Annotated in this window: 6 protein-coding genes; 4 read left to right on the plus strand and 2 right to left on the minus strand. The window is 64.7% G+C overall.

The annotated features are described in order from the left end of the window. Positions 1-18 precede the first annotated feature (18 nt). Genes FQV27_RS07405 through FQV27_RS07420 form a run of 4 tightly spaced genes read left to right on the plus strand, consistent with a single transcriptional unit; the run spans position 19 to position 10,960 of the window. Positions 19-7,650 (plus strand): hypothetical protein, encoded by a 7,632-nt coding sequence (locus tag FQV27_RS07405; RefSeq protein WP_147097217.1) that lies wholly within the window; start codon positions 19-21, stop codon positions 7,648-7,650. After that, positions 7,632-9,428, plus strand: a complete 1,797-nt coding sequence (locus tag FQV27_RS07410) for a hypothetical protein (RefSeq protein ID WP_147097218.1) — start codon at positions 7,632-7,634, stop codon at positions 9,426-9,428. The genes FQV27_RS07405 and FQV27_RS07410 overlap by 19 nt, the downstream gene beginning before the upstream one ends. Positions 9,429-9,433: 5 nt before the next feature. Further along, positions 9,434-10,021, plus strand: coding sequence for an SCO family protein (locus FQV27_RS07415; RefSeq protein WP_147097219.1), 588 nt, complete (start codon positions 9,434-9,436; stop codon positions 10,019-10,021). 9 nt (positions 10,022-10,030) lie between these two features. After that, positions 10,031-10,960, plus strand: coding sequence for a c-type cytochrome (locus FQV27_RS07420; protein ID WP_147097220.1), 930 nt, complete (start codon positions 10,031-10,033; stop codon positions 10,958-10,960). Positions 10,961-10,969: 9 nt separating this feature from the next. On the opposite strand, the gene FQV27_RS07425 is transcribed toward FQV27_RS07420, so the two are convergent. Next, entirely contained in the window at positions 10,970-12,463 is a 1,494-nt protein-coding gene (locus FQV27_RS07425) for an acyl-CoA dehydrogenase family protein (RefSeq protein ID WP_147097221.1), read from the minus strand. A 7-nt stretch (positions 12,464-12,470) separates the two neighbouring features. Beyond that, positions 12,471-14,111, minus strand: coding sequence for a tannase/feruloyl esterase family alpha/beta hydrolase (locus tag FQV27_RS07430; RefSeq protein ID WP_147097222.1), 1,641 nt, complete (start codon positions 14,109-14,111; stop codon positions 12,471-12,473). Positions 14,112-14,155: the final 44 nt, after the last annotated feature.

The following is a 14,155-nucleotide window of genomic DNA, read 5'->3' on the forward strand; positions in this document are numbered from 1 at the left end:
GTAAGGGAGTGTTTTTTCATGGTCTTCCCCTTTGGTCACGCGACGCGCGCATTTTTTGTTGCTGGTATTCTGGCGGCTGGCGCCGCCGCTGCACCCGCTTATTCGCTGAACGCGGACGCAGAGGCGAATTCAGGGCAGGCCGCTGCAGATAATGACGATGGAAGTCGCTTCTGCAGTGATATTCTCGATAAGGGAATCCTGCGCGAAAATGGTGGACGGATCGTTTGCGCTGATATTGTCGCGCTGGATCAGACACTGGTTTATAACCGCTTCGGCTCTTTCAATCCCTATGGAATGATATTCTCGCTTTCGCGCGAAGTCGTCCCGCTGAACGGGGCTGTGCCCGTTGGCGTCGATCCGCAGTGCGAAAACGATACGGATAGCCAGTCCTTCGCGCAGGCAGACATGCCGGGCGCAGGCGATGCGCGGTTGCGCGACTGCAAACGGCCGCGCCCGCTGGTTCTGCGCGCCAATGTCGGCGATACGCTGGTGCTGCGCGTCACCAACCTGCTTCAGCCGATGCCGGGACCGGATTTCTCGGCCGGGATGTGCGCCGGGGCGGCGACCGGCGATCGTCAGCGCGAGGCCGTGCGCGCCGAACTGTCGCGCGGCAGCGCCGACCGCGCCGATCATGGAGAGGTCACGTGCGACGAAGATGCGCTGTCCACGGCCTCGCAGCCTGATGGCAACTGGCCCCGGACGCGCAATCTCAGCTTTGTGGTTCAGGGTATGCTGCCGCTGCCGGTCGATGGAAAGGTGTCAGGCGCATGCCTTGGCACCGATGCCGTTCCGCCGGGCGAGACGTTCGAATGCCATTATCTGGTCGGACAGGAGGGAACGCATTTCTTCGCCTCCAACGCCGCACCATCAGGGGGCGAGGGCGATGGCGGGTCGGTCACCCACGGGCTTTTCGGTGCACTCCTGGCAGAGCGACCGGGGACACGGTGGTATCGCAGTCAGGTTTCGCCCCGCACGCTGGATCAGGCCTGGCAGCGCGGCAATCCCCCCGCCGACGCACCCCGCCACGCGCGGATGACAAGGCTGGACTATGAAGCGACCGATCCTGCGACGAATGTTCCATACCTGAACATGGCGCAGGCGCTTGATGTGCCGCAGGCTGACTTCGCCGATGCGGAGGCGGTGGAGCTTGTTCACGGCGACCTGAATGCAATCGTGTTCTGCGATGAAACCATGGGCGTGGCGCATGTTCGTCAGTCTGACGGGCCCCTTGGCTGCGCGGTGCCAACCGCCGAGGCGCTTGGTGACGCCGGGGCACCGGCGGCGCAGCAGCCAACGCAGGAGCCTGACACGCGCGCATTCCGCGAGTTTTCTGTTTTCTTCCACGACGAGCTGAAGACCTTCTATACCCGCAACTTCGCCGAGCTGGGCAGCTTCGGGCAGCTTGCAGGCGTGCGGGACGGTTTCGCGATCAACTACGGCGCGTCCGGCATGGGAACATTGCTGCTGGCCAACCGAAAGGGGATCGGGCCAGCCGCGTCCTGCATGGAATGCCTTTACGAGGAGTTTTTCCTGACCTCATGGGCGAATGGCGATCCGGCCCTGCTGGAGGTATTCGACGCCGATCCATCGAACGTTCATCATTCTTACCTGAACGATCCGGTGGTGTTCCGGAACTTTCACGCCGGACCGAAGGAAACGCATGTCTTCCACCTTCATGCGCATCAATGGTTCTCGGGCAATGATCCGGGGCGGGGCAGCTATCTGGACAGCCAGACCGTCGGCCCCGCGCAGGGTTTCACCCATAACATCTATCACGGTGGGCGCGACGGTCGGCCCGGCAAATGGGCCGCGGGCGGTTCCGGCAACCGAAATCGCACGGTCGGGGATTCGATCTTCCATTGCCACCTCTATCCGCATTTCGCGCAGGGGATGTGGGCTTTGTGGCGTGTTCACGACGTGCTGGAGGACGGGACCCGCAAGCTGCCAGACGGGCAGGCGCAGCCGGGCCTTTCGACCTATATCCGCAACCCGGATGAGGCGAAGATGATCCGTCAGGGCAGCGTGGACCCTGAAACCGGCAGGTGGAGCGATGCCGAGGGGACGCCGATCCCGGCCCTTGTTCCGCTGCCGGGCGAGCCGGTGCCGCCGCTGCCCAGCTATGCCCCGAACCCCGATGACAGCGCCGATCTGCGTCTTCGCGCGCCCAAGGACCTGCCGGGGCGCTTCGGTGCGCGGCGTCAGGCGCGCATGGCGGCGGATGCGATGCCGGAAAAGCTATTTCGGACGCAAATGAATGTGCCGGCAGATAGCGCCGCGCAAGAACCGTCGCCTGTAACATCGGCAGCGCCGGATGTGGGGATGCAAGCGCAAACCGCAGCGCCTTCTGCTGATGTCATGCCTGACGATGCCGGGGCCGACGCGCGGATGTCCGCGATGCCGGGATACCCGTTCTATATCGCGGGCAAATCCGGCCACCGGCCGCCGCAGGCACCCTTGGACATCGCGAAGGCACCGGATGGCCAGCTTCTGTCCGGCGGGCTTGGCCGCCATGTCGTGACAGAGGCGGAGCGCACAGCAGGGGTCAATCTGCCGAAGGACGCGGCTGACGCCGATAAATCGCTTTCAGACGGGCTTTCGGCAGACCGCGACACCCGTGATGCCGATGCCGAACTGAAGCTGGAACGCCTGCGCGCGCAGATCCTCGCCAAGGCAGTGGCGATGGGCGATATGACCGCGCATCTTCACCATGCCGAAATCCTGACCCTGCCCCCGGAGGGCACTGAGCTGGAAAAGGCGGCGATGGCTTTTCACCATAACGGCGCGGGGCTTGGTATGACCAATCCGGACGGCACCGGCGCGGCGTTCTCGGATGGCGGCTATCAGTTGCACACGGCCCCTGTGCCGGGTGCGAGCGCTGCGCCACTGGAAACCGGGCGCTACGAGGTTAATGCCTCGCCAGCGCGTCCCGGCGCGCCCTTCGCCGACCCTTGCGGGGTCGCGCCTGATGCAGACCGCCCCGCCGGCATCGACCCGCTGACCGAGGGCGGCGATTTCGCGCCAGATCCGAAGCTGATCGGGTTTCGCCGCTATGAGGCATCGGCAGTCCAGCTGGACATGGTCGTCAACAAGGCCGGCTGGCACGACCCGCAGGCCCGCATAAACGTCCTGACGGCGAATTCGGACACCTATAAGCTGGGCGAAGGCATCATTTCGCCACGGATCAGCGATCAGGAAGAACCGTTTTTCTTCCGCGCGCTTTCGGGTGAATGTATCGAGTTCCGTCACACCAACGAACTGCCGAAGGAGCTTGCTCTAGACGATTTTCAGGTCAAGACCCCGACCGACACGATCGGGCAGCACATCCATCTGGTGAAATTCGATGTCACCGCCTCGGACGGGTCGGGCAATGGGTGGAACTACGAAGACGGAACCTTCGCGGCGGATGAGCTGATGGCGCGGCGCTGCGCGGTCGCGGCGGATGGCTTTGCGGCTCACGGCGGCGATACCGGCAAGCTGGCGGCGTGGGGGACGCGCATTCCCGAGGCGACAGAATGTGAAAGCCTCGACGACGGCGGCATCTGGCGGCGCAGGCTGGGCGATACGGTGCCGCCTGTCGAAGGCAGCAACCTGACCAATCGCGATCTTTTCCAGACGACAACCCAGCGCTGGTTTGCCGACCCGATCCTGACGCGCGACGGTGACGGCAACGAGGTCGACCGGACCATGCGCACGGTGTTCAGTCACGACCACTTCGGGCCGTCTTCGATTCAGCAGCACGGCTTTTACACCGCGCTGCTGATCGAGCCGTATGCAGGCCCGGATATTGCCGGGGCGGGCCCGCAGACTGTCTGCCCGAATGATCCCGCGCAGGGCTGCACCGAGCTTCGCGCCTCGATGGATGTGCCTGCCGAAAGCCCCGACGGACTGGTCGGCGCGTCCAAGATGATCGACATGGGCCGCCACGACCCGTTGCATCCGAACTATCGCGAATATGCGCTCGCCATTGCCGATTTCGCGCTGCTTTATGATCCGCGCGACCGAACGCCCGCACCTCCGGAAACAGGCGTGGTCGGTTCAGCGGACGGTGCGGCGTTAAAGGGCATGGCGACGTTGTTCTGCGAAGCCGATTACGCGACCCGCCAAGACGCTGCCGGAATGGAAAGCGCCTGTGGCTCGGCGCTTGTCGCCGAGGGCGGGCTTCATTTCGCACGCGGCGAAGATGTGCCGCCTGCGTGGCTTGCAGGGGGGCGGCCCGGCGACCGACAGGATCATCGGGGCGATCTTGCCGGCAACCTGTTCTTGCGCGCGGGCGAACGCGGCGCTGACGGCCAGCCCGTCGACAAGGCGGATGCAGACATTCTTCGAGAGCAGCTTCTGGGCCATCGTCTGGCGGCGGCCTATCCGACCGCCGCGGCACAAGCTGCGGCGACCGACCAAAGCCAGCTCCTTGCCCAGCCCGTCGCGGCCCCTGCTCGGCCTGAATCGATCTCGGTCGATCATCACGATCCGTATCTGGTCAATTACCGCATGGCGGCGTTGCCGCTGCGGTTGGGCACGAAGAATGCCGACGGCTCGCCCGACGACAATTGCGCGATGTATCCGATGTCATGGCCGGGGCGCAGCGGCGCGCCGAGCCCGGTGGTATCGAAGCTGAGCGAAGGCAGTCTTCCGCCCTGTTCGTTCCGCTTTCAGCTTGCGGGCGAAAGGGGGGATGCGGCATTCGCATTCAGTTCGCGCAACCCGGTTTATGACGCGGCGCGTCAGGCGCATCTGTTCGATCCCGCGCGCGACCCCGAAACGCCGATCCTCGAAGGCTATCAGGGCGAGCGGTTGGTCTTCCGGCTGATCCAGGGCGCGCAAGAGGTCCAGCACGTCTTCAACGTCGCCGGGTTGCCCTTCCGGCGCAATATCGACCAGACCTATCCGCAGGCGATGCGTCCGCTGGCCCAGACGCAAACCCCGGCGCGCGCACAATGTTTCGCCGCGCTGCGCCGCTCTCACCCCGAGGAATATGACGACTGGCTGCGTGGGCGCATCCCCAGCTATGACGATCTCAGCCCTGCCGAGGCCGAGGCGCTGATCACGGCATCAGCAGATCCCGCTCAGCAGCGACGCTGGCACGATGTCAGCCAGGCGCTTGCCCGTTGCGACAATATCGAGGGGATGGTCTTCGCGCAGGAGGTGGGCATTTCCGAGCATTTCGAGATGCGCGGTCGTTTGCGTCAGGATGTCGCCTTCACGCCCGAACTGCGCGTGACATCGCAGACCGCACCGGCTTCTCAACCTGCGGGTTCCGGGACACGGGCGCATCACGGGGATGATCGGATTTCCGACTATCTTTACAACTTCGGGACGCTCGATTCGCTGTGGAACGGCGATTGGGGTCTGATCCGCATCTATCAGGACGAGGCGGCACCCGACCCGCACCCGCTTGAACAGGATCAGGGCGGTGCCGCGATTGGCGACCGGTTGGCTGCGCTGCAACAGTATGATCCCGTTATCGTCTCCGGCGCCCCCGAGCGGTTCGAATCCGCCTCGGCCTCGCCAGTTGCGCTTTCCTCTCTGGTCAGTTCGATGGGGCTGCCGACATGTCCGCTGCCGGTTCCCGGGCGAAAGCTGCGGATCACGAAGGCCTATGTCGTCGCGATGCGGACATTCGATCTTTACACGAACCTGACAGACCGGCTGCGCGGCACCCCCTATGGGATGGGCCAGTTCGACCGGAACGGACAGATGCTCGCCCTGCTGCCTGAACTGCCAAATGAACCGGATCAGTCGGCATGGGGCGTGATCGACCGCAACGCGGTGCTATCGGCCGTACGCGCGGCCTATGACCGACCAGAACCATTTACCCTGCGTGTGAACGCGGGCGATTGCGTGATGCTGCGTTTTATCAACACGCTGACCGAAAGCAGCCGCGGGGCGGGCGGCGTCGATCTGTTGGGCGATGCGGTCCTGCCGCCGATCACGCCGTTGAACACTGACCCGGAATACTCTGTCGACGAGGATGAAAGCGGCCTATCACTCAGCGGTGAAATGGTGTCGGACAATGTGCCGGAAACCGGGCTGCGCCCGTCAGCAAGGCTGGCGCTGACGCTTGGGCTTCCCGGCGGCGCGGCGGTGGCCGATCTGCCGCTCGGCTTCGGGATCAATGCCGCCCCGATGGAGGCCGCGTCGGGCAAAATGGCCACAATCTCGCCCCTGTTTGCTTACTATGCCGGTCGTGTAGCATATCGAGGCTGGCCAGAGGCTTCTGGGCCGGGCAGCCCTTGGCCGGCCTGCGCACGCGACGATGTGCCGCTTTCGGCGCAGCTCGATAACTGCACCCGTCATTTTGTGGGTGCGCGTCTGGATGCGCTTCGGACGCAATACGGGCTTGAGGCCGATCCGCCGCTTGAGCTCAGCGCCGGTTCTTCCGGCGAAAGCGGCGATTTCACCTATTCCGCCGGGACAGCCGGAAAGACGTTGAAACTTGTCGATGCAGCCACTGCAACGCCTCCTGCGGAGTGGTTGATCCAGCCCATGGGTCCAGATCCGTTTGCGCCCGTGGGCGCTGCCGGCGCGATCAGCGACAGGTTGTGCTCCCACACGCTGAGCGCGGATGATTGCGCGGTGGCTGTGCGCAGTTTTGCAAATGCCATCGCTGCCGAAGCCGTTCAGGCGCATATGCTGCTGTCGGATGGGCAAGTGCATTGGATCCCATATGCCTATGGATCTGTTCCATTGCGCGTCACGGGCGACATGATCTCGCAGCCCGCGCATGGGATGTTCGGCAGCGTGATCGTGGTGCCGCGTCACTGGCAATTGCCGGGTGTAACCGAAACCGTCGACTTGGTGGGCGCGGCCGCATCGGCGGGCCATGCCACAGATGCGATCACGGACGACATCATGCGCGAATTGGGTCTTCCGAAGGCACAGGGCGCGGGCTCCGCAACGCTTCGCTCTGCAACGGCGGTTCAGGGTTTCGGTCAGGGACAAATCTATGTCGATACCAGCATCGCTGCGACCGAAGGGGGGCTGGGTGACGTCCCGATCAGGTTGCGAGAATTTGTGCTGTATTATCAGGATGGTTTGAACCTGCGCGATGTCAATTCCCGGATCGTGTGGCGGCGCAAGGATAGCGGACCCATCGCCTTCCAGCACGGCCAGCCCGTTCCCGACTGCTCGGTCTGCGATGACAGCTATGATCGTGGAGAGCAGGGCGTCAACTACCGTTCGGCGGGATATGTGCCGCGCTTGCGCGAAATGGGTGCGCAAGGGCCAGCAGGCGCAACCTCGCCAGAGCGTCATCACAGCCTGAATGCGTGGATATTCCCCAACGACTTCTTCAGCCGCCCCGGCGATGGCGGCCGGATGCCGCTGACGCTTCAGGCATGTCAGGGGGAACAGGTGGTGATCCGCGTGGTCCATCCGGGCGGGCGTGCGCGGCAGCGCGCCTTCGTGATGAACGGGCTGGGCTATGATGATCTGTTTCCGGGCTTCGGCTTTCCGAACAGCGCCTTGCTAGCGCCGGGCAAGGCGGTTTCCGCCTGGCTGACGCCGCGCGCTTTCGATGCCGAAGGGCAGCCGGTTTCGTATCTGTGGAGCGATGGACCCACGACTTTGGCAAGCGGCGGGACATGGGGACTGCTACAGATGCTGCCCGAAGGTGCCGCGATCGGGGAAACGACATGCCCGGCGGCTGGCTGACCACGCGTTCACTGCTGGTCGCCGTTGCGATATGTTGCGGCGGCACAGCGGGGGCGCAGGATCGGCAATCGCAGCAAAACGATCAGGCACGGCGCGCGCCGCTTGAGGCTCACCTACGGTTTGCGGCACCTGACGGCAGCCCGATTGCCAAGGTCACGCCGGGGCAACCCTTCCGCGTCGAGGTAACGTTGCAATCCCTGACGGGGGCGCTGTCGCGCGAGATAGCGCCGATGGCGTGGATCAGGCCGGCAGCCCTGTCCGATCTGCCCTGCACCGAAACCGCTGCCGCCTATCGCGCAACGGGAACCGGCTCGGCAGGCTCTGTCGATCTGAACGGGCTTCTGATCGGGATGCTGAGCGAGGACGCATCCCTGACCATCCTCGACCCCGAGCGCAGCATCGGCACAGCGAACCTGATCGCAGCGCATCGCTTTGACGAGCGTCCGGCGGCGATGATCGCGGATGATGTCGCCGGCCGTTTCATTCTCAGCCTGCCGGATGCCGGTCAGGTCGTCGCGCTGGCACCGATGTCAGAGATCGCAGTTCTTGCTGATGGCCTGTACCAGCCGGCCCAAATGGTGCCGCACCCCGAGGGTGGCGCATGGGTGGTGGATGGTGGGGGCGATCTTCTGGCGGTCCGCGACAATGCGCCACTTCTGCGGTTGCCCATTGGCGCGCGCCGGATCGCCGGCGCGGGCGACAGGCTGGCAGTTCTAGCGGCGGATCAGGTGGCCCTGCTTGGGCCTTCGGGGAACGTCCTGATCCGTCACGAAGCGGCCGATGCCCGCGCGATCGCGCTTTTGGCAAGCGATCCCGGCGGCCCCGATCACGGCACCGCGCTTGCATGGCTAAGCGGGGCGGGACTGTCGATCATCTGGGCCGATGCGCCCGACAAGGCCATACATATCCCGCTTGGGCGTCAACATGCTGACCTCGCCATCTCGCCCGAGGGACGCTATGCCTTTGCCTATGGCGACGGGGTCGAGATGTCGGTCATCGACCTGTCGCTTGGCCGGGTGGTCCAGGTGGTCGGCAGCGCCTCGGTCATTGCCGAGATCGGCTTTCTTGAAGGTGCTGCGGTATTGCGCACGGCGGACGGTGCCCTGTCCGGTGTCATGGACCTGCGCATGATAAAACCCGGAGAGGAAGCCGTCATCGGGCATTTCGCCCTTGGAAATGACGGACCCGCGCCGGGACAGGACACCGCGCTGTTGGCCCCGCTGCAGCCAGAAGACCAGATGCTGGTCGTCAGCGCCGCGCGCTATACCGGCTTTGTTCTGAACCTCGGGCACGGCACAAGCGGGAAGCCGCCGATGGAATCGATTCCACTTCGGGGCGGAACACCGCGCATCGTTCGCGCGCTTGATCGCGGTCTTCGAGAGGAGACGACCGGCCGCTTCGCGACCATCGCGCGCGTGCCTATGGCCGCCCGCTATGAACTTGTTGTCAGTGCCGGCATTGGCCAGGCATCGTTCTGCGCGCCGGTCCCGATGGACGTGCCGGTCACGCCGCCCGAAGCGCTGCCGGGCCGCGTTGCAGCGGTCGAGGCTGACGCCTCGGGTCTGCGGCTGCGCCTGACCGACGGCGCGGGCCGTCCCGTTGCCGAGGCGCGGGGACATTTGCTGATTACCTCGCTTTCCGGCAACTGGCGCAACCGTGTGACCTTTAAAACAGATGGAGATGGGTTTACTGTCCCGGCGCTGAAGCTTCCGACGCCGCCGCTGGCAATAATTGTCGAGAGCGATGGCAGGAACTTCGATCCATTTGTGATGGAGTGATTTTGATGAAGACTTCGCATTTGCTTGTTGCCGCAGCCCTGACGGGGCATTTCACGCTTCCCGCATTCGGCCATGACGGGCCGCATGAAGAACCCGCGCCGATGAAGATCGGCAATGCGACCGAGGCGATCAAATTGCCGGATATCTCGGTCACTGACCAGAACGGGGATAGCGGCGGGATTGTCAGCCGCTATGCCGACGGCGGGCCCGTGCTGGTGTCTTTCCTTTACACGAATTGCACCGAGGTCTGCCTGATGACGCAGGCGACGCTCAGCATTGTTGACGAGGAGCTTGCCGAGGCGGGCGAATCCCCGCTGAAAATCCTTTCGATCACGGTTGATCCTGTCCGCGACACGCCTGATGCGCTGGCTGCGGCGGCGCGTGACATGGATGCAAGCGACCGATGGGACTGGCTGCGCGCAAGCGAGACTGATACCCCCGCGCTGCTGTCCGCCTTCGGAATCGACGCAGGCCCGATCGAGACGCATGAGAATGTTTATTTCGTCGGCGACATGGCCAGCGGAGAGTTCACGCGCGTCACCGGGGATGCCGATCCTGATGCGTTGATCGCGCTGGCCCGCGCGGCGGACTGACGTTTCCCGGTGCGGCTTGCATTCGCGGTTCTGCTGGCCGCAACGGGTGGCGGTGCCGTGGCGGAGACAGGCGCGACAGGCGATGCCGCGCAGGGTCGCGCCATTTTTCACGACGGCGCGGGGCTGGTTCCAATCGTCGCCGGCCGCGCGTTACCCAGGATGGAAGGCCGGATGCCCTGCGCGGGTTGCCACGGCAGTGACGGGCAGGGCGGCACCGAGGGCGGTGCAGGCCGCGCGCCCGCGATCCGCTGGTCGGTGCTCTCCAACCCACCAGCCGGGGGCGTGGCCTATGACGCAGCCGCGCTTGGCAAAGCGATCCGAGAGGGTATCGCGGCGGATGGCAGAACGCTTCAGATGCCACATTTTGATGTCTCGGACTCGCAGGTCGGCGACATCCGGGCCTATCTTGGCATGCTTGACCAAATCGAGACGCAGGGGATCAGCGGCGAGAGTATCGCGCTGATCCTGCCTGCGCCGCAATCGGCGGCGCAGGCCGCCGGTGCGGCGATCAGCGCATTCAACGCCGAGGGCGGCAGCTATGGGCGCCGCGTCATTGCCGGTCAGGAAGGCTTCGTCGATCTGGGCAGTTTGCTCGGCGATCTGCGCGGCCGGCTTAGCGCGGCAGAGGAGGATCAGGCGCGAAGCGCGTCTGAGGTTTCTGGCTGGCAGGCCTTGCCGCGAGACGATCCAAAAGCGCCGCTGCAATTGCGGCGCGGGGATGCGCGCGCTTTCGTCGGCCCCGCCCCGCCCAGCCTGAACTGGGCGCTGGCGAACGGCGCGGATCTGGAGGCCGCGCGAATACATGCGCTGACCGCGCTGATCCTGCAGGAGCTGCGACTGTCAGGGCGCAATCTGGGCAGAAGCGCGTTTCTGGAGCGGATCGGGAAGCTGGATCTCGCCCCGGCGCTCGCGATCTACGAGAATGACGCAGGGCCGTGAGCGCCGCTGTCAGCCACCGACCGCGCGCATCCGGGACCGGATAGCCTTTGACAGAACCGCCGCCGTATCCAGGGCGAAGTCATGCGCCTCGGCACGCACGTCGCTGCACTCAGCCAGCGCATGTGCACGGACCCGCCACGAATTCGCGGCTTGCGCAAGGCCGTCGTCATTGGGCGCCAGCCGCGCCAGCAGTTCGGCGAACTGGTCGATTGCCGCGCCGTGGCCAAGGCGAAGGCCGCGCGTCGCGATGGTCAGCGCGTGGATGCCGTTCGTGCCTTCGTAGATCGAGGTGATGCGGGCGTCGCGCCAGATCTGCGACATGCCGTATTCTTCCAGATAGCCGTAACCGCCAAGGATCTGGATGCCCAGATCTGCCGCGCGAATTCCGGCATTGGTCGCGTGGATCTTGGAAAGCGAGGTCAGCAGTTCGATCAGTTCGGGCCTCTCGCCGCGTTCGATTTCTGCCAGCGCAATATGGCACATGGCGCGTGCCGTATGCACCAGATCGGCCTGCTCACCCAACATCCGCTGGATGTCGGGGTGGTCCGACAGAACGGCCGCGCTGCCATCGGGGGCGCGGCCCTGCCGGCGCTCAGCCGCATAGGCGCGTGCAATGGCATATGCGCGCGCGGCATGGGCCACGCCCTGCAGCGCAACGTCGATGCGGGCGTGGTTCATCATCGTGAACATGGCGGCCAACCCGCCGCCTTCCGTCCCGATCAGTTCGGCCGCAGCCCCGTCGAACTCCATCTGGCAGGTGGGCGAGGCGTGAAGACCCATCTTCTCCTCGATCCGGGTGACGCTGACCTTGTTGCGGACGCCCTCAGCCTCGGACGGGCAAAGAAACAGCGACAGACCCTTCACGCCGCTGTCGGCAGCGCCGGTGCGCGCAAGGACGAGGTGAAGGATGCCCTGTGACATGTCCTGATCGCCGCCGGAAATGAAGATCTTCTGCCCCTCGATCGTCCAGCCGTGGCCGGTGTCTTCCGCCCGTGTGCGGATGCGCCCCAGATCGGACCCCGCGCCCGCTTCCGTCAGGCACATGGTCGAAAGCCACTCGCCAGAGGTCAGGCGCGGGATGAACCGTTCCTGCTGATCCCTTGTGCCATGCGCCAGCAGGGTCGAGATCGCACCGGGCACAAGCCCCGTCACCATCTGCAGCGCGTGGTTCGCGCCGGAAAAGATTTCCGACACCGCCGCTGCCGTCAGGTGATCCAGCGCCTGACCCCCTAGCGCATCGGGTGCAGTCAGCCCCTGCCAGCCACCGGCGGCCAGTTCCGCATATCCGGTCCCGAAACCGTCAGGCATCCGCACGCGGCCGTTTTCCAGCCGGCATCCTTGCCGGTCGCCGGTTGCATTAAGCGGCGCAAGCACGCCTTCGGCCAGACTGGCGAAGTGGCGGACGATCTCCTCGGACAGCTCGGCGTCCCAGTCCGGCAGATCGCCCGCAAAACTGCGCAGGCTGTGAAAAATGTCGTCGACGGGGGCCTGAAACGGAATCATGACCGGCTCACTCGCATTGGAAACTGGCTGCGGAGGCCTCGTCCCCACTGCCATAGCGCGCGACCTGCGGTGCCGGGCAAAGCGGGCGCGTGGCCCCGCGCAGCGCCTCGGGCGCATCTTCGTTGTCCGGGCGTATGGTCGCGGTGGCGACTGCAGGTTCGGTGCCGTTTTCGACCCACTCGACCAGAGGCGTCAAAAGATCGAACGCATCCGCGCCGGGGCCGCCGTGACAGTGGTTCATCCCGGGAACCGGATAAAAGCGCGCGAACTCTGCCTCGCCACCATTGTTCGCGTTCAGCTTTGCGAACCAGTTCGCGGTATCGTTCACCGAAAAGACCGGGTCGGCCACGCCATGATAGATCATCATCTTGCCGCCCGCGTCACGAAACGACGCCAGATCGGGATTGTCCGAGCCGGGCGGGGCCATCACCTGCATCGCAGATTCCGGGAAGTCGTCGTCTGTAGCGTCGATCTGTGCCGCCTGCGTCGCGATGTCGAAATCGAGCAGGAATTGCAGCAATTCAGCCGGGGTGCCGCCGACCTCGGTCGGTGGGGTGGTAAAGACCTGTGCCAGCGATGACGCACCCATGACGGCGATGATCGGCATATTGTCCCAGGGTGGAACGGTGCTCTCCAGCTTCCAGAAGCGCCAATCCGCGCCCGCAATACCCGGGTCCCAGGACCAGTCGCTGTAAAGCTGTTTGCCGTCGGCGTCTTTGGGGCCGGCATGGATCGTCTGAAGCGCGGTGATCTGCGCGGGCGACAGACAGGCAGAGTTCTGGCCATCGGTGCATTGCAACTGTGTGATGTCGAATGCCTGCTGGCAGGCGGCGGTATCGTTGACGACACCGTCGGAAAGCCCGTCAAGGTCGTCGCAGCTTTGCAGGATGCTGTCGGCGACCAGCCGGAGATCCTCGGGCGAGAATGCCTTGCGAATGTCTGTGTCAACTTCTGCGAAGCTTTGTGCATCCAGCGCGTGCTGCAACGCTGCGCGCGGCAGGTGAAAGCCCGGTGCACCGATCAGCAGCCCGTCGAATGCGTCCGGCATTCGGGCGGCGGCGACCATGGCGTGGCGTCCGCCATTCGAGCAGCCGATCCCATAGCTGTGAGAGATGGGCTTTTCGTAGAAGCCTTCGACGATGGTTTCTGCGACGGGCTGCAAGCTGGCGACGGCCTTGTACCCATACATTTGCCGTGCTTCGAAATCCGCGCCGAATGCAGAGCCGCCGGCAAGGCCGCGATCCTGAAACAGGGAACCGTCATGGCCAGCATCGCTGCTGATGACCGCAAAGCCGCGTGCCAGCGGGGACTGATCCCCGGTGCCCGATTCCAGTGCGCCTGTCGCCGGTTTGACGACGCCGTCATTGCCGCCGTTGAACTGATGCACGAAATCTCCGTTCCAGTCTTGCGGCAATGCGAGTTCGAAGGACAGCGCATATTCGCGACCGTCACTGCCCGTGCGTTCGGCCATGCGGCCACGAATGCGGCATTGGGCGACCGTGCTGTCATCGCCGGCGGGCACGCTTGCGACCTCGGTAAATGTGATGCCCTCAAGACCAAGCGCATCGGGCGTGAGCCCGTCGCATGAAAGGGCGAAAGCCGGTGCGGCAAGAAGCGAAGCCGCGCTGAAGCAGAAAACCGATTTCATCGAAGTTCCTCCGAATGTGCGGCAGGGCAGGGTGCCGCGGAATT

Source organism: Paracoccus aurantiacus, from assembly GCF_007993065.1.
Lineage (GTDB): Bacteria > Pseudomonadota > Alphaproteobacteria > Rhodobacterales > Rhodobacteraceae > Paracoccus > Paracoccus aurantiacus.

What these genes read in the sequence shown, in the direction of transcription:
- FQV27_RS07430 (WP_147097222.1), bottom strand. Translation starts at nt 14,111, where the DNA reads ATGAAATCGGTTTTCTGCTTCAGCGCGGCTTCGCTTCTTGCCGCACCG.
- FQV27_RS07425 (WP_147097221.1), bottom strand. Translation starts at nt 12,463, where the DNA reads ATGATTCCGTTTCAGGCCCCCGTCGACGACATTTTTCACAGCCTGCGC.
- FQV27_RS07405 (WP_147097217.1), top strand. Translation starts at nt 19, where the DNA reads ATGGTCTTCCCCTTTGGTCACGCGACGCGCGCATTTTTTGTTGCTGGT.
- FQV27_RS07415 (WP_147097219.1), top strand. Translation starts at nt 9,434, where the DNA reads ATGAAGACTTCGCATTTGCTTGTTGCCGCAGCCCTGACGGGGCATTTC.
- FQV27_RS07410 (WP_147097218.1), top strand. Translation starts at nt 7,632, where the DNA reads ATGCCCGGCGGCTGGCTGACCACGCGTTCACTGCTGGTCGCCGTTGCG.